This is a genomic window from Tenacibaculum sp. SM2510, assembly GCF_057002845.1.
The window spans coordinates 925,955-949,772 of the sequence record NZ_CP192703.1; the positions used below are offsets into that span (position 1 = coordinate 925,955).

The 23,818-nt window shown below is 30.8% G+C and carries 17 protein-coding genes; 3 read left to right on the plus strand and 14 right to left on the minus strand.

Features of this window, described 5'->3' with window-relative positions; genetic code table 11:
• Nucleotides 1-763 precede the first annotated feature (763 nt).
• The 9 genes from ACQ629_RS04120 to ACQ629_RS04160 all read right to left on the minus strand — a co-directional run bounded on the left by ACQ629_RS04120 (nt 764) and on the right by ACQ629_RS04160 (nt 9,970).
• Entirely contained in the window at nt 764-1,480 is a 717-nt protein-coding gene (locus ACQ629_RS04120; RefSeq protein ID WP_483706678.1) for a LytR/AlgR family response regulator transcription factor, read from the minus strand.
• A gap of 9 nt (nt 1,481-1,489) precedes the next feature.
• A complete protein-coding gene (locus ACQ629_RS04125) occupies nt 1,490-1,813 on the minus strand; it encodes an Hpt domain-containing protein (protein WP_483706679.1) in 324 nt (107 codons plus the stop codon).
• Nucleotides 1,813-4,560: a PAS domain-containing sensor histidine kinase gene (locus ACQ629_RS04130; protein WP_483706680.1), complete on the minus strand. Its 2,748-nt coding sequence runs from the start codon at nt 4,558-4,560 to the stop codon at nt 1,813-1,815. The genes ACQ629_RS04125 and ACQ629_RS04130 overlap by 1 nt, the downstream gene beginning before the upstream one ends.
• Before the next feature lie 539 nt (nt 4,561-5,099).
• Nucleotides 5,100-5,513 (minus strand): response regulator, encoded by a 414-nt coding sequence (locus ACQ629_RS04135; RefSeq protein ID WP_483706681.1) that lies wholly within the window; start codon nt 5,511-5,513, stop codon nt 5,100-5,102.
• A gap of 479 nt (nt 5,514-5,992) precedes the next feature.
• Nucleotides 5,993-6,553, minus strand: a complete 561-nt coding sequence (locus ACQ629_RS04140) for a phosphatase PAP2 family protein (RefSeq protein ID WP_483706683.1) — start codon at nt 6,551-6,553, stop codon at nt 5,993-5,995.
• Between the two features lie 2 nt (nt 6,554-6,555).
• On the minus strand, nt 6,556-7,599 hold the full coding sequence (locus ACQ629_RS04145; RefSeq protein WP_483706684.1) for a peptidylprolyl isomerase: 1,044 nt from the start codon (nt 7,597-7,599) through the stop codon (nt 6,556-6,558).
• Between the two features lie 89 nt (nt 7,600-7,688).
• Nucleotides 7,689-8,414 carry a BamJ family beta-barrel-assembly machinery protein gene (gene bamJ, locus ACQ629_RS04150; RefSeq protein WP_483706685.1) on the minus strand — a complete coding sequence of 242 codons (726 nt, stop codon included), beginning with the start codon at nt 8,412-8,414 and terminating at the stop codon, nt 7,689-7,691.
• A 13-nt stretch (nt 8,415-8,427) separates the two neighbouring features.
• Complete coding sequence (gldI, locus tag ACQ629_RS04155) at nt 8,428-8,952, minus strand: gliding motility-associated peptidyl-prolyl isomerase GldI (protein WP_483706687.1); 525 nt, start codon at nt 8,950-8,952, stop codon at nt 8,428-8,430.
• Complete coding sequence (locus ACQ629_RS04160; protein WP_483706688.1) at nt 8,942-9,970, minus strand: DHH family phosphoesterase; 1,029 nt, start codon at nt 9,968-9,970, stop codon at nt 8,942-8,944. The genes gldI and ACQ629_RS04160 overlap by 11 nt, the downstream gene beginning before the upstream one ends.
• Nucleotides 9,971-10,063: 93 nt before the next feature.
• Here ACQ629_RS04160 and ACQ629_RS04165 point away from each other — a divergent pair, with 93 nt between their 5' ends.
• Entirely contained in the window at nt 10,064-10,483 is a 420-nt protein-coding gene (locus ACQ629_RS04165) for a nucleoside-diphosphate kinase (RefSeq protein ID WP_260585078.1), read from the plus strand.
• 306 nt (nt 10,484-10,789) lie between these two features.
• On the opposite strand, the gene ACQ629_RS04170 is transcribed toward ACQ629_RS04165, so the two are convergent.
• From ACQ629_RS04170 to ACQ629_RS04180, 3 genes are all read right to left on the minus strand, one after another.
• Nucleotides 10,790-11,434 (minus strand): response regulator, encoded by a 645-nt coding sequence (locus tag ACQ629_RS04170; RefSeq protein ID WP_483706690.1) that lies wholly within the window; start codon nt 11,432-11,434, stop codon nt 10,790-10,792.
• Nucleotides 11,431-13,581, minus strand: a complete 2,151-nt coding sequence (locus ACQ629_RS04175) for a tetratricopeptide repeat-containing sensor histidine kinase (RefSeq protein ID WP_483706691.1) — start codon at nt 13,579-13,581, stop codon at nt 11,431-11,433. Before ACQ629_RS04175 ends, ACQ629_RS04170 begins: the two co-directional genes overlap by 4 nt.
• 298 nt (nt 13,582-13,879) lie before the next feature.
• On the minus strand, nt 13,880-14,299 hold the full coding sequence (locus tag ACQ629_RS04180) for a hypothetical protein (RefSeq protein ID WP_483706692.1): 420 nt from the start codon (nt 14,297-14,299) through the stop codon (nt 13,880-13,882).
• A gap of 266 nt (nt 14,300-14,565) precedes the next feature.
• Here ACQ629_RS04180 and ACQ629_RS04185 point away from each other — a divergent pair, with 266 nt between their 5' ends.
• Both ACQ629_RS04185 and ACQ629_RS04190 read left to right on the plus strand, forming a co-directional pair.
• Entirely contained in the window at nt 14,566-21,219 is a 6,654-nt protein-coding gene (locus ACQ629_RS04185; RefSeq protein WP_483706693.1) for a T9SS type B sorting domain-containing protein, read from the plus strand.
• Nucleotides 21,220-21,222: 3 nt separating this feature from the next.
• Nucleotides 21,223-22,143, plus strand: coding sequence for a PorP/SprF family type IX secretion system membrane protein (locus tag ACQ629_RS04190; RefSeq protein ID WP_483706694.1), 921 nt, complete (start codon nt 21,223-21,225; stop codon nt 22,141-22,143).
• 125 nt (nt 22,144-22,268) lie between these two features.
• Here the strand turns inward: ACQ629_RS04190 and ACQ629_RS04195 are convergent, their stop codons facing one another.
• A complete protein-coding gene (locus ACQ629_RS04195; RefSeq protein ID WP_483706695.1) occupies nt 22,269-22,565 on the minus strand; it encodes a DciA family protein in 297 nt (98 codons plus the stop codon).
• Between the two features lie 83 nt (nt 22,566-22,648).
• Nucleotides 22,649-23,728, minus strand: a complete 1,080-nt coding sequence (gene recF, locus ACQ629_RS04200; RefSeq protein ID WP_483706696.1) for a DNA replication/repair protein RecF — start codon at nt 23,726-23,728, stop codon at nt 22,649-22,651.
• Nucleotides 23,729-23,818 lie beyond the last annotated feature (90 nt).

The window sequence follows — 23,818 nt, forward strand, 5'->3', positions numbered from 1 at the left end:
TATTAACAAACGGCACTTAACAAGGTTCCTTAAAAAAAATGAATATTGCCTGTTTAAATACCATTTAAAATAAAACCTAAGCATTGTTTATAGATACTTAGGTTTTAAATGTTAACAAAACAGGCTGTGCCGTCCGAAAATGAAAAAACCACCAGACTGAATCAAGTGGTTTTTTTATAAAAAAAGGGAGGGGAATTGTGTGGGGCATATAAATTAAATAACTTATCAAAGATTATCTTTTCTTTCTGTACATTTTTTGAATTTCGATATATACTATTCTTCTTTTCTTCGAATAAGCCGGAATGCTATTTAGCATACATAATACGATTGTTATAATTAGTTGTATTTTCATAATACTACAAATATACAGAGCACTTGTTTTTAATACGTTTAAATATCTTTAATTAAATCTTTTATATAGCCGAACGGGTGCTTTTGTGTAGATTAACGGAATATAATAGTTACGAATAGCTGCATTAAATTTTAACCCTACAACTACCCTTATTAACAAACAGCATTTAACAGATTCTTTAAAAAAAATGCAATTTTTAAAACCCTTAACCTGCTCGCATATTTTTACTGTTATGGGCATCTTCGTTAATTCTATAATATAATTTAATAGCTGTAATCATTTTACCCTATGACCATACATGATCATAAAATTAACGCACTAATAAAATATTTTTAGGTATTTTGGATGGATGAATAATGACTATAAATAAGTTATTAAGCCATGAATTATGTGCTACAAAAAAAGTTTTTTCTACAATAGGTTTAACCTCCTCATAAGCTCTGCCCTATTAGATCTACTTACAGGAATAACATCCCTATCTATTAACACACTATTATCTTCTATATCAATTATTTTAGAGGTATTTATAATATAAGAGCGATGTACTTTTAAAAACAGTTCTTTAGGAAGTTTTTCTTCAATTTTTTTTAGGGTTGTATGAACCGTATAATTTTTATCTTCTGTTTTTAACTGAATATAATCACCTTTTGCTTGAATAAGCTTAATGGCTGGAATACTTATTTTAATTAAACGTCTATCAATATTAACATAAAGGTCATTATCTGTATCCTTTTTAGCGGTGTTAGCAACCTGTGTTATCGGTGCTGTTGTTGTTGTCTTAAATTCTCTAGCCTTATCTACAGCTTTAATAAAACGAGCTAAAGTTAAAGGTTTTACTAAATAATCAACAATACTTTCATATTCAAATGCTTCTATAGCAAAATTTCTATCAGAAGTTGTTAATATAATTTTTGGTGGATTTTTTAAGGTTTGAATAAAATCAAAACCCGTAAAACCAGGCATATGTATATCTAAGAAAATAAGATCTACCTCGTTTTTATTTAAAAACTTAATAGCATCAATAGCATTAGAGAATTGATCAATGACATCTATACTTTCTATACTAATGCTTAACTGCTCAAGTATCATTCTTGCGGCCGCTTCATCGTCTATAAATATACAGGTCATAGTATTTAATTATAAAGTTGTTAAATAATGAGCCATGATTTGCAAGATTCGTTCAAATTCTTCATGAAGTGCATCACTACCTTCATTTAAATTATTTTCATATACTACAGCAATTTCATAACTTTTTCCTAGACCTAAAATACTAATTTTATGCTTAAGTTTATGTACATTTTCTGCACATTTTTTAAATTTTTTTAAATTATAATTATTTAAATAAATTTTAACCTCCTCTGGAAACTCTTTTTTTATGATTTCAATTACCTTTTTCTCAAACGAAATATCTCCTCCTGAAAGCTCTTGGATATAGTTAATATTTGGTTTTTCGTTTATCATTATTTTTTTATTGTAAAATAAAATGTTGTTCCCAAACCTGGGGTGCTTTCTAACCAAACCTTACCATCATAAATGTCTACAATTTTCTTTACAATAGAAAGACCAATTCCTGTAGATTTTTCACTTCTAGCTAAAGAGTTAAAAATTTTAAATATTTTTTCATGATAGCTCTTTTCTATTCCAATACCGTTATCTTTTACCGAAAACTGGTAGTGTGTTCTGTTTTCAATACAATCTATTTCAATGAGTCCTTTTTCTTTATCGATATATTGTATTGCATTGCTTATTAAGTTCTGAAAAACCTGTTGTAACCTCATCCTATCACCCTGAACTATCGGTAAATTAGACTTCTTAACTAAAGTAACATGATCTGGACAATATAGAATTTGTTTTAAATCATCTATTACATCATTTAAATCTACAGGTTTAACTACCACGATATCTGAAGTTAAACTAGAATAGTTTAAAATATCTGTAATTAATTGTTCCATATTTTCTAGAGTAGACTCAATTAAAGCCATATTAACTAAACTTGCTTGATCTAAATTGTTTTGATTATCTTCCTTCAGCCAAGATACCAATGCAAAAAGACTTCGAAGTGGTGATTTTAAGTCATGCGATACAATATGAGCATACTCTTGTAGTTCATCATTACTTTTTTCAAGATTTTTAAGTAGTTCCTCTTTTTGCCTTTCAAGTTGCTTTAATTCCGATACATCTAATATAACACTTATTGTACCCGTAATCTCTCCTTTTAAATTATAATTAGGAGCAGAACTAAGTAGAATTGTTTTATTAATACCCTCTCTAGTTTTAAGTTCAAGCTCATATGAAGTTTCTTTACCTTCTCTCGCTAGCTTACTTCTCTCTAAAGCATATTCTTTATTAACAGGAAGTACTTCTCTTGCAACCATACCAATTAACTCACTTTCATTATAGCCTGTAATTTTAGTAAAACTTTGATTAACCATTAATATACGGCCTTCCAAATCAGCCTCTACCATTCCTATATTCGTGTTAGCTATAATGTTTCTATACTTCTGTTTTTCTTTTTCTAGATTGTCCTTGTACTTTCTAGTTAACGTTACATCGTTAAAACTCCACAATTGCCCTTTAAAAATACGATTGTTAAAAAGAGGTATATAATTCCGCTCAAGAACCTTACCATCCGCCAATCTAATCTCTTCTTTAATAACAGGTTTCTTGTTGCTAATTACTTCTTTATAGCGTTTATAAAAACCTTCAGGGTCTTGAAACAAAACTTTGCTTTTTATTGCTAGTTTTGAAACATCTTCACCAGGAATCAAATCTGGCGGCATAGACACATTAAACTGCTCACAGTACTTTTTGTTAGCTAATACTGCTATCCCTTTGGCATCTTCCATATAAATACCATTATCTAGGTTTTGAACTAAAATTTTCAAATTGTTCTCAGACTCTATCAGGTTTTGTTCTGCTTGCTTTTCTTCAGTTACATCTTTAAAATTCCATAGATCGCCTTTGTACACTCCCTCAGTTATAATAGGAATGTAATCACGAGCTAAAACAGTACCGTTTTTCATGAAAAACAAATCTCCTAAAACAATCTTTTTATTTGCTAAAGTATCTTCAGTTCTTGAAATAAACTCATTTGGATCTATAAATTTGTGTTTTAACTCATCATTTAACAATGAACTATTTTTACCTATTAATAATTCCGCACACATAGGGATAGATAATAATTCGCAAGCTTTGTTGTTTGAATGTAATATCGTACGGTTTTCGTCTTCTAACAATACACCATTATGTAAGTTTTCTAAAAGCAATTTAAACTTCCTGTCAGACTCTATAAGTTTTTCTTCTGCTTGTTTTTCTGTAGTTATATCTTTAAAACTCCAAAGATGACCTTTAAATACCTTATTAATATAAATAGGTACATAATCACGTTGTAAAGTTTTACCACTTTTTAATTCAATCTGTTGCGCAATCTGTTCTTCTTTATTGGTTATTAATTCATCAATTTGCGATACAGTTTCTTTTGGGTTTACAAACAAGTCTTTCACTTGTTCTGCTGAAACTGCACAATTCTGACCTATTAACATAGTTGGAGTTACCGTAAGAGAAAATATTTCGCAAAACTTTTTATTGGTAAGTACTATTTTTCTATTTTGATCTTCAAGTAATACTCCTGTATCTAAATTTTCTAATAACATCTTAAATCGATCTTCAGATTCAAGAATTTCTTTTTTTAATTGGTACTCTTTTGTAACATCTCTAGCAATACCTTGCATAGCTATTGCTTCACCTTTTTCATTAAATACTATACTCGTATTAATATTGAGCCTTTTAATAATTCCGTCGCGAGGTTTAACCCGAATCCTTAAGTTTTTAAACACCCCATGCACTTTTAATTGTTTAAAAGCATGAATTGCAGAAGGGACATCTTCTTTATAAACAAAATTCAACAAATTTAGAGAGTCTATTTTTTCTTCACAACCTAGCAGTTTAAAAGTAGCTTCATTCATTTCTAAAATGTTACCAGACATATCTGCAACACAATAGGCGTCTGCAATATTTCTAAAAACGCCTTTTAACTCAAAATTTTTCTTGTCTAATAATAACGCTAATGTATTATTAGACACTTTAAGCTCTTCTAAAGTGTTATGTAACTTTCTAGCTTTTTTTTCTAAAATTTTTTCAGCACTTTTTCTGGCTAGTTTTTCTCTAGCAAGAGCACGCTGTAACAAGGCGATCTTATTGTCACTCATTCATTTTTTGTGATTATAAATTTAACCTCAGTACCGGTTTTTTTTAATTTTTACTTGATAATTTATGCTGTTAAATTAAAGTGTTCGAAAGTTTTATTCATTAATCCTAATCCAAAGTAATAAGTTGTATAACTTAAATATCATTACCAACCTACTTTCTGTTTTTTTTCTAAGATTTTAAATTTAGGTAACTCGACGTATGGGTAAATTTTTAAAACCTCAACATGAATATAACCACCTACAGATGACCTAATGTTTTTATTAGACCTCTATACCTCCCTACAAACCACTGATAATTAAGCTCTAATATAGTTGAAACATCCGGAATATAAAAACAATAATTGGGATAGATTTAACTTAGTGTATTCACTTAAATGAGATAAAAGTGAACGTATTTCTGAAAAGCCATAAGTACCTATAGCTACATACACCTCTTTAGATTGTAATTTAGATTCCTCTATAATACCACCTACTATTCCTAAACCTTATTAATTTTCAACTAATTACAGAAGAAACTCTGTAAATCTGCACCTTTTCTTCTAACTTTTTATTAAATCATTAATAGCCCAATAAGATAATAATTTTTCAATTTTATTAATGTATTCATCATACTTTAAAGGTTTTATAATGTATCCTGACACACCTATCTTATAGCACTCTAACAAATCTCTTTGATTATTTGATGTTGTTAAAATAATTGTAGGTATATGCCTTAATAGTTCATCCTTTTTTAAAATTGATAGAAATTCTATACCATTCATCTTCGGCATGTTTAAATCTAATAAAATAATATCAGGAAGATTAACTTTTTTATTTAAAATATCTAATGCTTCTTCTCCATTAGTTGCTTTTTGCAGAACATGAGACAGGCCTAGCTTTTTTATAACTCGGTCTATTTTCATTGATTCAACAACATCATCTTCTATAAACAAAATAGATAAACTTTGTAACATGGGCTTTTATAATTAATATGGGGTACCAACAAACATAACCACATACCTACACTTTTCAAAAAAAAACCGTTCAACCAACTTTTTCTATCGATGAATTGCATTTATTAGCCGTTGAATGAACTCTTCTTATTTGTTTAATAACTTAAAAATTCATGTTTTCGTTTTTTTAAAAAACCATATAATATTAAATTAAACACCTCATATTGTCCTATCTATTTGCAGGAATATCTTTTAACTAAAATATTTTCTAAATTTAATAATGCATCTTTTACGCTATTTTTATAACCTAACAATTACTAAAACCTCCAGTAAACAAATAAGACTCGAAATATTTAATTTCTTATTATGATAACCAATCACACTAGTTTTGTTCTCAATAAAAAAACCACATTCCATAAATATTCACTTATAAAATTACAAAACAAAAAAACGATCCATTTTATATAAAATGGATCGTTTTTTTATGTTTATTAGAAATTTTAGCTAAATATTTTTCTAGATAATTTCATATATAAAAAATATGCTGAAAAACCAATTACGGTTCCGTTTATAAATCCACATAAAATATCAATAGGAAAATGAACTCCTAAATACAATCTACTATAGGCGAATACTAGAGGAAATAGAACCAAAAATTTAACATAACGCACATGATTTTTTAATAACATAATTAAAAAAACAGCTACTACTGTAGAGGTTGTTGCATGGCCAGAAGTAAAACTAAAACTTTGCGGTCTTATTAGCGTCCTTAACGAATCTTTTATTGAAGGATCGTTATTTGGCCTTAACCTTTCAAAGACACCTCTTATAACGTTTGTTATCTGATCTGAAAAAGTGATTAAAACTGCTATAAACAACATTGTAAACAATCCTTTTTTCCATCCATGATGCTTAAATATCAAAAAAAGCATAAAAATGAATAAGGGAATCCAATTAAACTGATTGGTTATTGCTAACCAAAGTCCATCCCACTGCTCACTTCCTAAATTATTTAAATAAATAAGGAGCTGCTTGTCTTTTTGTATAATGTTTTCTATCAAAATTACTTACCTACTTTTAATACTTCAATTTCAAAAATTAAATCAGATTTACCAATGATTGGCCCTAAACCAGCTTCACCATACCCCAAGTAATAAGGAATAAAAAATATTGATTTATCTCCTTCTCTCATTGTTTTCACGCCTTCTTTCCAACCCGCTATTAATGGTTTTTCTGGATTGTTAATTGTAAAAGTAAATGGTTTTTTATCTAAGCTAGAGTCTATTTTTTTTCCATCTGCTAAATACAATGTATAATGAACCGTCGTTGGTAATGCCGGATTCACCTTTTTACCACTTCCTTTTTGCCGTTTTAAGATCTTTAAACCCGAATCTGTTTCAACAGCATCGTTAATACCTTTTTCTTCTTGAAACTTACGTTTCATCATCTCCACTGCTTTCTTACGCTCAGCTTCTCGCTTTGCCACATTGGTTAATTCGTGCTCGAAAACAGCAACTGCTTTAAATTTTTTAGCTTCTTTACCAACTCTAATTATAGATACATGATTGATGTAATCGTTTTTCTTAATTATATCAACAATATTTTGACCAAATAGCACTTTACCGAAAATTGAATGCAAACCATCTAACCAAGGTGTTTCTTTATGTGTTATAAAAAACTGACTAGAGTTTGTTGCTTTTCCTGAATTTGCCATCGACAAAACACCTGGCGAATCGTGTTTGTAAATTAATTGTCCGTTTTCATCCATCGGAAATTCATCTCCAAACTTATACCCTGCATTACCAGCGCCTGTACCTGTAATATCGCCTCCCTGAACCATAAAATCTTTAATTACTCTATGAAATTTTGTTTTATCATAGTAAGGCTTCCCTTTTAAAGAATCTGTCATTTTCGGATTATCTCCTTCCGCCAAAGAAACAAAGTTAGCAACCGTCATTGGCACTTCTTGTTCGTGTAGCTTTATTAAAATATCTCCTCTATTAGTTTGTATATCTGCATACAATCCGTTTTCTAAATCTGGATATTTAACAGATTTACAAGCTGAAAACAATACCACTACTGCTATTAAAACTTTATAAAACTTCATTTGTTATTATTTTAAGATTCTCTTATAAACAATCAATTAGGTTAGTAACAAGTACTAACCTAATTGTATTTTAGTTATTTATATTTTTATTACTTAACCTCAAGTAGCTCTACATCAAATACTAAAGCAGAAAAAGGCTTAATTTTAGCACCTCTTTGTTGTGCTCCGTACGCTAAATCTTGTGGAATAAAGAATTTATACTTTGCTCCTGGCTTCATTAACTGTAAACCTTCTGTCCAACCTTTAATAACTTGGTTTACTCCAAATTCTGTTGGTTCACCTCTATCTACAGAGCTATCAAAAACAGTTCCATCTGTTAACGTACCGTGATAATGAACTTTTACACGTGAAGTTGCCGTTGGCGCATCTCCGTTACCCTCTTTTAAAACAATATACTGTAAACCAGTAGCCGTTGTTTTTACACCGTCTTTTGTTTTATTTTCAGCCAAGAAATTTTCGCCTTCTTTTTTATAATCTCCAAATTCAGCTTCTGCTTTTTTAGATTGAAGTGCTTGTTGCTCCTTCATTTTCTCTTCTTGTTTTTTCTGGAAAAACGCTCTTAAAATATTATTAATATCTTTAGATTCAACTAATAAATTGGTAGAATCCATTCCGTTTTTAAATCCTTGAACGAATAAACCTTGATCTATATCGTCAAAATTTGTTTTAATCTTATTTGCCATATCCAAACCTAAACTATAACTTACAGAATCTACTTCTGAAGCTAATGAACTTTTAGTTTTAAATTGGCTATTACCACATGATACAATTGATAAGGTTACAACTGTTGCTGCTAAAATTTTAGTTAATTTCATTTTTATTTATTTGTTATTTAATTTGGATTAATGTTACAGTACTTTTTATTGGTTGATTTACAACAATCTTGTTTCCGTCTCCTACAACACCGAAAGCTCTATATGACGGAATTACAAATGTAATTGTTTCTCCCTTTTTCATCAACTTTATTCCGTCTTGTAATGCCGGAATAAAATCTTCTTTATCTACTTTATAACTTTTTTCTTGTTTATCATAAACAATATTCCCCTGTATATCAGAAACGTCATAACTTAACAAAACAAGATCCTCCGATTTAGGTTTTACAGCATTTAAAGTATCTTTAACAACGTACATATACCAAAACCCGCTTTCTGAAGCTATATATTTATGAATTGTATCTTTAGAAATAAAGTTTTCTAGCCGCTCTTTCTCTAAAGCATTTAACTTTTTATTTTTAGCGACAACTTCTTTATAAAAATTAACAGTTCCTTGTTTTTTAGGTCTTCTTGCTTCAGGCTCTTTACAAGAACTTATACTTAAAACAACTAGTAAGAAAAAAACTATATTAAACTTCATAAGACGCTTCTAATTCTTTTTGATAGTTAGGTAATAACGCTGTAAATGTAGCAATCGTATCTTCCATCGACTCTAAACTTTTACCTCCAGCTGCATTGTCATGACCGCCACCTGTAAAATGATTTCTAGCAAACAGATTTACAGAAAATTTACCTTTACTACGAAGTGACATTTTAATTATTCCTTGCTCTTTGTCTTCTATAAAAATAGCCGCAAATACAATTCCTTTTAAAGAAAGAGCATAATTTACAACACCTTCTGTATCTCCTTTCTCGTAATTAAATTTTTTCTTTTCTTCTTCGGATAAAGTTATAAACGCTGTTTTATATTCTGGCAGCAACTTCATATTACTTAATGCTTGCCCTAACAACAATAATCTACTGTATGAATTTGCATCGTGCACATTGCTATGAATTTCATCGTTCTTAGCTCCTTTATCTATTAAATCTGCAATGATACGGTGTGTTGTGCTGGTGGTTGATCTAAAACGGAAAGAACCTGTATCAGTCATAATTCCTGTATATAAACAGGTGGCAATGTTTTCATCTATCAAAGCTACATCTCCCATCATTTCAATGAAATTATATACCATTTGGCAGGTAGATGACATGGTAGTATCTGAATACATATACTTAAAATCATCTGGTTGCTGATGATGATCTATCAACGCAAAATCGTTTCCGTATTGCTCTAAAGTATTTTGCATATCGCCTCCTACTCTGTGCAACGCATTAAAATCTAAAAGAAAAACAATTTCAGAATTATTTAAAGACCGAACACTTTGCTTGTTTTGACGATCGAAACGATATACGGTATCTGAACCAGGAATCCAATGTAAAAAATCCGGATATTCATTAGGCATAAGCACCTGAACGGTATGTCCTTTTTTATCTAAATAATGTTTTAACCCTAATGTAGATCCAACGGCATCACCATCGGGATTCCTATGACCTATTATCACAATATTTTTAGGTTGCGATAAAAATTCTTTGAGTTCTGTAAAGTGTTTTAAAATCATAAGTGGCGAATATACAATTAAATTAAAAAAATTGTGTAATTTCGCGCCGATTTTGTGTGACGTTCACACGTACAACTATTAAAACAAATACAGATGGCAACAAATAGAACTTTTACAATGATTAAACCAGATGGTGTTGAAAACGGACATACTGGTGCAATTTTAGACAAAATTAATGCTGCAGGTTTTAGAATCGTAGCAATGAAAAAAACTCAAATGACTAAGCGTGATGCTGAAGCTTTTTATGCTGTGCATAACGAGCGTCCTTTCTTTGGTGAATTAGTTGAGTTTATGACTCGCGGGCCAATTATCGCTGCAATTTTAGAAAAAGACAATGCTGTTGAAGATTTTAGAACTTTAATCGGTGCTACAAATCCTGCTGATGCTGCTGAAGGAACTATTCGTAAAATGTTTGCTACTTCTATTGGTGAAAATGCTGTTCACGGATCTGATTCTGATGAAAATGCTGCTATTGAAGGTGCTTTCCATTTTTCTGGTAGAGAAATGTTCTAAGAACAAACTTCTTAAAAATATAAAAAACTCGTTACTGTACAGTAATGAGTTTTTTTATGCATTTTATTTTCACTAATTGTGTTGACTTTAATATAAAAAAAAAGAACATTTAAATTATTAATTAACCTATCTTCTTAGCTTGTAATGAAACATTTTACACCTCTTTAAAATAATTAAATAGAACTTCAATATTATTAAATTCAGTAGTGATTATTTTCGCAAATAGATTGAGGCATTAATGCTGTAAAATTACAAAGCTTTATACCTTCATTATTCTCTTAAATTAAAAGATGTCAAACTCTGTTTCTATTCATTAACATACTTCATTTTTAAAGCATATTTTGTTAAGCCTGCAAGATTTCTAACTTCTAGTTTTGCTATAAGGTTTTTCCTATAGCTTTCTATAGTATGCTTACTCAAGCATAGTTTATCTGCAATTTCCTGGGTGGTGAATTCTTCTGCTATTAAAGTAACAACATCTATTTCTCTTTGAGTCAATTTAATTTCATCTAGTTTCTTTTTTGAGAATTTATTCTCTAAGTAAACATCTTTTATTTCTTTTGAAAAATATTTCTCTCCTTTTAAAATCGTTTTTATTGCTTTTAAAAACTCTTTCTTTTCTGCATTTTTCGGAACGTAACCATCAACATCATGCGCAATAAGGTTGTCAATCATTTCAATATTATTATGCATACTAACAACCAATGTTTTTATATTTTTTCTTTTTTCTTTTATAATTTTATTAAGCTCAATACCATCTAATTCTGGCATAGAAATATCTGTTATTATAAGATCTATCTTTTCATCAGTGTTAATCTCTAAGTATTTAATAACTTCCTTTCCTTTAGTGGTAGTTAATGTTATGTTATACTCCTTTTTTGTATTTAAAATACTAAGTATACCATCTAAAAACATTTTATGATCATCTACAATAATTAAGTTATACTTCATTCTTTTATAGTAGTTAAGGTTGATATTTCAATGTTAATTATTGTTCCTCTATTAATTCTAGAATCAATATGAAAAGTACCATTAAATTTCTTCAATCTATTTTTTATATTCTCAAATCCAATACCTCCTTTATTATTTTTGTAAATAAAACCAATACCATTGTCTTCAAATAAAATATTCAATTCATCATCTACTAAATTAATTTGTAGCTCAATGAATGTGGCTTTTGCATGTTTAATAGTATTGGTTGTTAACTCTTGAATTATTTTGAAAACTTCAATTTGTAGGTTTTCGTTCAAAAGATCAATTTCTTTTCTTGGATGTACTATAAAAGAACTACTAGATCCCCATATACTATTGATATACTCTCCTAATATGTCACAAAAATTATTTTCACTAAACTGTTTTGGTATTAAATTATGTGATATATTTCGTACTTGTTCGTACGTATAATCTATTTGATTATTAATAGTTCTTAAAGAATCTTCTTTTACATTCTTTTTTATAGAGTTATTGAGTTTTAATTTAATTGCAGCCAAATTACCACCAATACTATCGTGTAATTCTTGAGCAATATGTTTTCTCTCTTTATTTTGACCTTTTATAGATGCTCTGATTACTTTTAATTCCTGGTCTTTTATTAATGATGAAATTTTTTGATTATTTATTTCTTCTTGCTTTATATTTAATTCACTTTGTGTTTGAAGCTTTTGGTAGTATATAATGAGTAAGCCAATAATTGGAATAAGAAGTATTAAAAAAGAATATAGAATAGTGTTTTTTATGCTCTCCTCTCTAACTAATTTAGTTTCCTGAATTTCTTGATTCTTCTTTAATAATGCTATTTCATTTAATTTTTTTTCAGAAGCATTTTGGAATGATAAAATTTTATATTCGTTATCTTTTTCCTCTATCTTTTGTTTTAATTCTAGGTTCTTTATAGCTTCTTTTTGATTTTTAATTGCTAATTTTCTATTATAATTTTCCTTTTGTAATAATTTTATTTCTTTTTCTTTCTGTAGCGTTTTATATTTTACATCCAACTCATTAATCTCTTTATCTTTCTGTAATTTAGTAATGGAATCTTTAACTTTAAATGATTTTGTAGCAAATTGGAATGCATTTTTATAATTATTAGTAGCTATAGAGATATCTTTCAGTTTATCATAAATAACTTTTTGTTGATCTAAATAACCTAATTCTATAGCATTGGGTAAACTAGAGGAATAAATCAATTCTGCATCTTTATATTGCTTTAATTTGAAATAAAGACTTCCTATATCAAGACGTATCTGCATTGCTAGTAACTTATATCCTTTTTTCTCTGATAACTTAAGCCCTTCATTGTATAACAAAATAGCCTTTCTTAGATTATTTTGCTCCTGATAATTTGCCGCAAGATTTATTTTAATTACGGCAATAGCATAATAATTTTCAGTGCTAAGTTTTAATGCTTTTTGAAAATAGTCGTTTGATGCATTATAATCCTTCAATTCAGAATAAATAGCACCAATATTAATATAACTTCCACACCTAATTTCTATGTCTTCTTTATAGGTTAGGCATTCTTTAAATAATTTTAATGCATTTTTATAATCCCCCATTTGCATATAGGTATTGGCGAGCCCATGCGTATGTGTATAATAAAAACTTTCTTCCTTATATTTTTGTGAAGCCTCTATTCCTCTAAAATGCCACTTTTTACTTTCTTCCAATAAGCCTTTTCTTTTATTATTGAGCGCAAATAAATTGTATACAATACAATAAAGTCCATTTTTTAAGGAATCATTTAGAATGAAGGAACTGCTTTTTAATGCTCGATTACTATAAAACAAAGAAGAATCTATTAATTGTCTGGCATTAAAATAATGCCCTAAAAGTAAATTAGCATTCGCCTTAGAACGAGGATCTAGTTTTTTTTTTAGTAATTGATGGGCAATTCTATATGCTTCTTTTTGCTTATTGCTATTAAAAAGAGCAAATGCCCTATCAATTTTTTCTTTTTCTTTATATACGGCCTCAACACTTTCTATTGGAAGTAATGAATTATCTTTTATATCCTGAGCATTAAGAACAAAGGATACTAGATAAAGCTTAATTATAATAAGTTTGTATAAAAATTGAAGCATAATAACAAATGTATTCATTTTTATGAATACTAATATTTCTGGGAACTTTAATTAATAATATTTATAGTTTAGGTAAATATTTTTTTTAAGGAATGACAAAAAACATCTAATATTATTACTATAAATTCGATCTTAAAAATGAAACAACAATTACAAAAATATAAATTAAACAATAAATAAAAACACCTTTTCCAGTGAGAACACACACTGAAAAAAGTGTTAAGCTTAATACTTAAATACTTTTTTTATTAATAACATAGAATTAAATCTATGAGCACTTGTTTTTATTAGCAATAAAAACTTTCTTCAAATTACTCTATAAAAACAGAAACGAAGCTACAATCATCCAAGCTCCTACAATTAATCCCAAAATTCCTAGTTGACCTTGTTTTGGTGCTAATTTTGCTCTTAATTTATTTCCTTTTTCTTCTCCAGCTGGACTTTTAGATAAAACGAATTTATTTATTAAGCCAAAACCTAACATAAATCCTAAAATAGCTTCAATAACATTTCCTGCTAATAATGTTATCCACCAAATTGGATACAAAGTAAGACCTCCAATATTTAATAATGCTGAAATAACGCCCCAAACCCCCCAAAAGAAAAAAGCAAATCCAATCCAACCTTGGTATGGTTCAATTTTCTCTAAAAGTTCTTTTGCGTTTGGTTTTTTAGATAACAATAACGATGGTACTGCTATAATACTTAATAAGATTAATGTAATTCCCCAGATCATAATTTTTTGGTTTTAATTAGTTAATATTTATTTTTTGTGAAACTTATAAGTGACTTTATATTGTTTTCATTTTATTCTGCAAACTATAAACGTCAAATAATCACACTGCAAAGATGTGAGAGAATTCTTGATAATAAAACACCTTTTTAAGTGAAAACCACCCCCCTGAAAACAGGGGTATAGGACTGAATTAAAACCCCCTTTTGTAGTGATAAATATCAAAAGTAAGTATGGTAGTTTCGCCCTATACTACTAAAATATAAATTATGAAAAACAGCAATGAAAAAAGATTTGGATTAAAATTTAGTAAAATAACCAGTCTATTATTATTGTTTTTTAATGTTTTTATTTCTTTTTCTCAGGGTTGCCCAGAGGTTCCTATATCTATTTTAGATGGGGCAAATGGTTTTGTTACAGAAGGAATAAATCAACAAAATAAATTTGGAAACTCTGTTAAGAATGCGGGAGATATTAATGGAGATGGTATCTCTGATGTTATTATTGGGTCTCCCTATTCTAATTCTGGAATAGATGAAGGTAATGCTTATGTTATTTTTGGAGGTTCTGGAGTAACTTTATCTCCATTTGACATTTCAACATTAAATGGTAGCAATGGTTTTGTTATAACAGGTACAGGCGTAGATAATGAACTAGGTTTCTCTGTAAGTACAGCAGGAGATTTCAACGATGACGGAATTGATGATATTATAATTGGTGCTCCTGATCTTACTAATGGAGGGAAAACAATAATTTTATTTGGTACAAACACTGGATTTTCTCCTTCATATACCCCATCCGATATTAATGGTATTAATGGTATTATTTTAGAAGATACAGCACAGGCTAACTTTGGATATTCTGTAAATTATGCTGGAGATGTTAATACTGATGGAATAGCAGATATAATTATAAGTTCACCTACATATGATACTTCTGGGTTTAGAAACAATGGTAGAACTTATGTAGTTTTTGGAAACTCTTCTGTGTCCAATATGAATGTATCTTCATTAGATGGTAGCAATGGTTTTATCATAAATGGTTTTTTACAAGATAATGCTGGATTACAAGGAAGTATAAGTAATGTTGGTGATGTTAATAATGATACGTTTGACGATATTATTATGGGATTCCCTAGTTATGAAGTTGGTGGTAGTGATGTTGGTCGGGTTTGCATAATCTATGGAAAAAACAATCTAAGTAGTTTCCCTGCAGTAATTGATTTAGAAAGCTTAAGTGTTAGTGACGGTTTTTCTATTATAGGAGAAGGAACGGGAGGTGCTCTAGGTTTTTCTGTGGGGTCTGCAGGAGATTTTAATAATGATGGGATAGACGACTTAGTAATAGGTGATCCTGAAAAAGATGTAGATGAAGCAACAAACATAGGTGAAGCGTATCTTATTCATGGTCGTAGTTCTTTTCCTAGCTCATTTATAATTTCTGATTTTAACAACACAAATAGTTTAACTCTAAGAGGAGATGATCCCTATGACTATATGGGATTTTCGGTAGATGGAGCATCAGACATTAACCGTGATGGTATTTCAGACATCATTGTTTCTGCAACTAGTGGAGGAGCAGGATCTCAAGGAGCAGCTTTTATAATATTTGGAGGAACAACTACTAGTTTAGTCGCTATACCAGCTATTAATATTATAGGAAGTATTGGATATTCTGTATTTGACGATGTAAGGTATGGGAGACATGCTTTTGGTCATTCGGTTAGTATGATAGGCGATTTTAATAATGATCTTAATCCTGACTTTGCAGTTGGAGCAGTAAAACGTTATAGCTTTGGAACAAATAGCGGAAGAGCTTATGTTTTTTATGGAGAAACTGTAGCTATTGCAGATACAGAACTTCCAACAATTAGTTGCCCTCCTAATCAAGAATTATATGCAAATTCTGTTTTACCTAATTACATTTCATTTCTTGGGGATGTAAAAGATAATTGCACCTACGAACGGAACCTTATTTTTTCTCAAACCCCAGCCCAAGGAACTATTATAAATACAGATACAAATGTTACCGTTTCTGTAACAGATAGGTCAGGAAATACAAATTTTTGTAATTTTATGGTAACCATAAAAAAAGTAACGTCTACTATAACATGTAACACACCTTCTTTTCCTGTTAGCCATCTTAATGGAGATAATGGAATATTGCTTTATGGCGCAACGCCTATGGGAAGAAACGGCGGAGGTGAAAAACTTGATGTAGATACTGCTGGAGACATCAATGGAGATGGGTTTAATGATTTTATAATAGGTGTTACAGGTACTAGCCTATCTTTTAGCGGTCCTTATAATAATGAACGAATTACAATAATTGGCGGAGCATATCTTGTTTTTGGTACAAATATTGGCTTCCCTCCAAATATAGATTTGGAGATTTTAGATGGCTCTAATGGATTTAGAATTCGCAATGACACTCCATATAGCAGTCAACCTTATACTGGACATTCAGTTAGCAGTGCCGGAGACATTAATGGAGATGGAATTGATGATATTATGGTAAGTGACCCTTATAGAAAAAATGCTTTAGGACAAGAACTAGGACATACCTATGTTATATTTGGAAGTAGAACTCCTTTCTCCCAAGAATTTAAACTTTCTACTCTTAACGGAACTAACGGATTTACAATCGCAGGAATAAACAACTATGAAAACGCAGGATATTCAATTGATAATATAGGTGATATTAATAACGATACTATAGATGATATTGCTATTAATTCATCAGGGTCAGGTAGTGTAACAGGTGATACTTATGTGTTTTACGGAACCTCTTCAGGTTTCCCTCCTTTAGTAAGAGTTAACGAACTTAATGGAACTAACGGCTTTATTATAAGAGGCTATAAAGAACCTGGAGGAGGCGGAACTTCAGTCGCAGGCTTGGGAGATGTTAATGGAGATGCTATAGACGATATTGCTGTTTCTGCTAGAGGAACTAAAAAATACGTAATTTATGGTAACGTTACTCTTCCTAGTGTATTGGAAGTAGCTACTTTAAATGGGGTAAATGGGTTTACCGTAGAAAATTCAACCTCGTCTAATATCGTTTCAAAAGCAGGCGATATAAATAACGATGGGTTTCAAGATATTGTCTTTGGACCAGATATAATATTATTTGGAAGTAATACACTACCAAGCATAATTGATCTTAGTACTCTTAACGGTACTGATGGATTTTCATTTGATAGTAGTGCTAGAATTAAAAACGTAGAATATGCTGGTGATTTTAATAATGATGGTATTGATGACCTTATTATGAATGTCGATGATCGTTCTGTTAGTATACTTTATGGTAAAAATGACTGGGAACAAATTATAACACTCACTTCTCCTTCTATCTCGGTCTTACCTATAAGTTTAAATATTGGAACCGGAAGGAAAATTTCAGTAAGTCATGCAGGAGATGTAAATGGAGATATGATTGACGATGTTATTATAGGAAAATATACTGTCGCGAATTCCTATGATGTAGATGCTCCTGCTCCTACAATATTTGTGCTTTTTGGACAAAACACTCCAGATATAGAAGCTCCAAAAATTACAACCTGTACAAGTGATCAAACCTTAAGTTCTGGATCAAATTTACCAGATTATACAACTTCTATAAATGCAACTGATGATTGTGATACTAATATCGAGATTGTTCAAAGCCCTGAAGTTGGAACCTTATTTACCTCAAATATAACGATTACAATTACAGCAACTGATAATACAGGAAAAGTAGACCAGTGTAGTTTTGAAGTTACAACACCTAGTAGTACTGATACAGAAAATCCTACGGCAAGTAATCCAATTCCAAATAATGTACAATGCTCTGCAAATATACCTTCTCCAAATGTACTAGTAGTTACAGATGAAGCCGACAACAGTGGTGCTATTCCAACAGTATTGTTTGTTGGTGATGTTAGCAACGGAAGTAATAATCCTGAAACTATTACAAGAACCTACAGTATTACTGATGATGCTGGAAATTCAATAAATGTAACGCAAACGATTACGGTAAATGATACTGTGAATCCAACGGCAAGTAATCCAATAGCAATAAACGTTTCTTGTGTAGGAGATATTCCAGCAGCAGATACCACGGCAGTAACCGACGAAGCAGATAATTGTACCGCTACTCCAACTGTATTCTTTGTTGGTGATGTAAATACAAGTGCTAATGTAACTACAAGAACCTACAGCGTTACTGATGATGCTGGAAATTCAATAAATGTAACGCAAACGATTACGGTAAATGATACTGTGAATCCAACGGCAAGTAATCCGATAGCAATAAACGTTTCTTGTGTAGGAGATATTCCAGCAGCAGATATCACGATAGTAAACGACGAAGCAGATAATTGTACAGGAATTATAACCGTAGCATTTGTAAGTGATGTAAATACAAGTGTGGGTGTTATTACCAGAACATACAGTGTTACTGATGATGCCGGGAATTCAATTGATGTTACACAAACCATTACAGTGAACGACACCGTAAACCCAACAGCAAGTAATCCGCTAGATATAACCGTTTCATGTACAGGTGACATTCCTACAGCAGACATTACAGCCGTAACAGATGAAGCGGATAATTGTACTTCTACTCCAACTGTATTCTTTGTTGGTGATGTAAATACAAGTGCTAATGTAATTACAAGAACCTACAGCGTTACTGATGATGCTGGAAATTCAATAAATGTAACGCAAACGATTACGGTAAATGATACTGTGAATCCAACGGCAAGTAATCCAATAGCAATAAACGTTTCTTGTGTAGGAGATATTCCTGCAGCAGACATTACAGCCGTAACAGATGAAGCGGATAATTGTACTGCTACTCCAACTGTATTCTTTGTTGGTGATGTAAATACAAGTGCTAATGTAATTACAAGAACCTACAGCGTTACTGATGATGCTGGAAATTCAATAAATGTAACGCAAACCATTACAGTAAATGATACTGTGAATCCAACGGCAAGTAACCCGCTAGATATAACCGTTTCATGTACAGGTGACATTCCTACTGCAGACATTACAGCCGTAACAGATGAAGCGGATAATTGTACTTCTACTCCAACTGTATTCTTTGTTGGTGATGTAAATACAAGTGCTAATGTAATTACAAGAACCTACAGTGTTACTGATGATGCCGGGAATTCAATTGATGTTACACAAACCATTACAGTAAATGATACTGTGAATCCAACGGCAAGTAACCCGCTAGATATAACCGTTTCATGTACAGGTGACATTCCTACTGCAGACATTACAGCCGTAACAGATGAAGCGGATAATTGTACTTCTACTCCAACTGTATTCTTTGTTGGTGATGTAAATACAAGTGCTAATGTAATTACAAGAACCTACAGTGTTACTGATGATGCTGGAAATTCAATAAATGTAACGCAAACCATTACAGTAAATGATACTGTGAATCCAACGGCAAGTAACCCGCTAGATATAACCGTTTCATGTACAGGTGACATTCCTACAGCAGACATTACAGCCGTAACAGATGAAGCGGATAATTGTACTGCTACTCCAACTGTATTCTTTGTTGGTGATGTAAATACAAGTGCTAATGTAATTACAAGAACCTACAGTGTTACTGATGATGCCGGGAATTCAATTGATGTTACACAAACCATTACAGTGAACGACACCGTAAACCCAACAGCAAGTAATCCGCTAGATATAACCGTTTCATGTACAGGTGACATTCCTACAGCAGACATTACAGCCGTAACAGATGAAGCGGATAATTGTACTGCTACTCCAACTGTATTCTTTGTTGGTGATGTAAATACAAGTGCTAATGTAATTACAAGAACCTACAGCGTTACTGATGATGCTGGAAATTCAATAAATGTAACGCAAACCATTACAGTAAATGATACTGTGAATCCAACGGCAAGTAACCCGCTAGATATAACCGTTTCATGTACAGGTGACATTCCTACTGCAGACATTACAGCCGTAACAGATGAAGCGGATAATTGTACTTCTACTCCAACTGTATTCTTTGTTGGTGATGTAAATACAAGTGCTAATGTAATTACAAGAACCTACAGCGTTACTGATGATGCTGGAAATTCAATAAATGTAACGCAAACCATTACAGTGAATGACACCGTAAACCCTATAATAACCTGTCCTTCTAATAGTACTAAAAAAGTAGATTCCGGATTATTAACAGCGATTGTAACTTATACAATTCCTGTTGCTACAGATAATTGTACCGCTATAACAATAAATCAAACAGCAGGTTTACCTCCCGGGTCAGAGTTTCCTATAGGTATAAATACAATTAGTTTTGAAGCTACCGATGCAGCAGGTAATACAGCAACTTGTAGTTTTACTATAACTATTGAAGCAGAAGATCCACTAGTGTGTACTGTAGATGCTGGGACAGATTTAGACATCATTGAAGGAGATGATATAGAGTTAAACACTGTAATTTCAGGAACAGGGTTAATAGAATGGTTACCTTCAACGGGGTTAAGTAGTAGTACAATAGCAAATCCAATCGCAAACCCTACAGTAACAACAACTTATACTATTCGATTTGTTAACACTGAAGGTTGTGCAGCAGAGGATACAATTACTGTTTTTGTAACACCACTAGAAAAAGATGAAACCAAATATGGTTTTTCTCCAGATGGTGATGGGATTAATGAATATTGGGAAATAGATGGCATCGAAAATTACCCTAATAACCAAGTGTTAATTTATAACAGGTGGGGAGATTTAGTTTTTGAAACTACAGGCTATAACAATACATCAAATGTATTTAGAGGAATAGCAAACAAGAAGAAAAATTTAGGCGCAGGTAGATTACCAGAAGGCACTTACTTATTCCACATTAAAATTAAAGGTTCTCACAATTTAAAAAAGGAAAAAGGTTTCCTTATTCTAAAAAGATAATAAATGAAAATTAAAAATATAATATTGATAGTAGTAACACTATCAACAGGGGTTTTTCATGCTATATTTGGACAACAAACACCTGTTTTCGCAAATTATAGTTATAATAATGTAGTTATTAACCCAGCGCATGCAGGGTATTATCCAGATATTGATATTACAGTAACTAATAGAGGTCATTTAAATGGCATTGAAGGAAGCCCTAAGAATATTGGGTTAACAGTTAACTTTCCGGCAAGTTTTAAAAATGTAGGAATAGGAGCAGGTATTTCTAATGATCGAATAGGAGTAACGAATATTACAAGTTTGTTTGGAGCGTATTCATACAAGATACACTTTAACTCAGACAATAGTACTTGGTGGGATTACAATCCACATGTGTTGTCTTTTGGAGTAACAGCTGGTGCTATGCTCTATAATGAAAACCTTTTAGATTTAGGGATTCAAAATGACCCAAACTTCGCAAATAATATTAGTACTATTATACCAACTATGGGTGCAGGTGTTTTTTATAACAGAGAGCATATTTATGTAGGTTTTTCTATACCTAATTTACTAGGAAATACTTTGTCTTCTGAGAATAATATAAACATAAAAAGCACATATTACTTTCTTGGTGGTTATCGTCTCTTTGCTACACGCTTTCAAGAAATAATGATAAACCCAAGCGTACTTATCAAGTATGTTTCTGGAGCCCCTATACAAGCCGATTTAAATACTAAGATAAATTATAAAAATAAATTTGAACTTGGTTTAGGTTACAGAACTAATTCTTCTATCAATTTCCTTACAGGTTTTCATATATCTAATAACTTTAGAATATTATACAACTACAATAAAACCATGAATAATACCACAATGGACACTCATGGTATTGTCTTAAATTTCCGCTTAGGGAACGGATTTAGATCAAAATTAAAATAACACTATCCATCTTAACCTGTAGTATCTTCAGAGAAAATAATAACAAATAAATTAGTACTTATAAAAATTTCATATCAGTTAAATACAAATCATAAATAATTGAACTTAACTTTTATTAACACATGCTAAACCAACATTAATTTCTTTACTAATGTTTCGCCCATTTCTTCATTAATCATTGTTATAATTTTATCTTTTCCGTAACTTAATTGCTCTCTTAAAGCTGATGAAGTTAAACTAACTATTAAAGTTCCGTTTTGCAATTTTACCTCACTTGTGTACGACATCACACCTGGCCCCATCATTTTACCCCAAGCTTCGTCTATATGAATTTTCTGAAAACCTTTATTTAAGTTTCCTTCCTTTATATAACTACCTAATAAATCTTTCATTGAAAGACTATCGTTTTCTCTTTTTGCCATAATTAATTATGATAATAGGTCATTGCGAACAAAATGAAGTAATCTTTTAAATGATTACTTTAATATTCATTCTTGTGATGACATTATAATTTAAAAATTTGATATTCTTGATTACTCTTTTTAATTACACTTTCGGTACGATCAAAATGCGTATCGGTAATAAAAATTTGTCCAAAAGCATCATTATTTACTAAATCTACTATTTGTGCTACGCGATTCTCGTCTAATTTATCAAAAATATCATCTAATAATAAAATTGGAGTTACGTTAGATTGTTTTTTAATAAACTCGAACTGTGCTAACTTTAAAGCTATTAAATATGATTTTTGCTGCCCTTGAGATCCGAATTTTTTAATCGGATACTCTCCTATTTCAAAACTCAAATCATCTTTATGAATTCCCGACGACGTGTATTGCAACATTCTATCTTTCTCTAAACTTTGCGCAAACAAATCGGTTAAAGAAAAGTCATGTAACTGACTTTTATAACGCAAATTCACTACTTCTTTAGCTCCTGATATAATTTGATGCTTTTCATTAAAAATAGGCACAAACTCCTCTAAAAAAGCTTTTCTCTTATTATAAATAACGCTTCCATACTCAACTAATTGCTCGTCGTACACTTTTAAATTTAATGCATCAAAAATTCTGTTTGCTGCAAAATACTTTAACAAAGCGTTACGCTGACTTACAATCTTATTATACGAAATTAATCCTTGTAAATAACTTTTATCTTGCTGAGAAATAACGCCGTCTATAAATTTTCTACGAGTATCGCTTCCTTCTACAATTAAATCTCTATCGGCAGGAGAAATAATAACCAAAGGCAACTGCCCAATGTGTTCAGAAAATTTTTCGTAGGCTTTTCCGTTTCTTTTCAATATTTTTTTTTGTCCTCTTTTTAAAGAACACAAAATTTTCTCATTTCTGTCGCCTAATAAGTAATCTCCTTCGATCATAAAAAAATCTTGTCCGTGACGAATATTCTGCCCTGCAACCGAATTAAAATAACTTTTTGCAAAAGATAAATAATAAATAGCATCTAACACATTGGTTTTTCCAATTCCGTTATTACCTACAAAACAATTTATTTTCTTCTGAAAATCAAAGGTTTGGGTCTCTATATTTTTAAAATTTACTAGTGATATTTTCTGCAAATACATGAATGGGAATTATTTCGGAAAAGAAAGCGCAAATTATCAATTTTTTTACGAATAACCGATTTTTAAAATCCAATTTAAAAAGCTACTTTT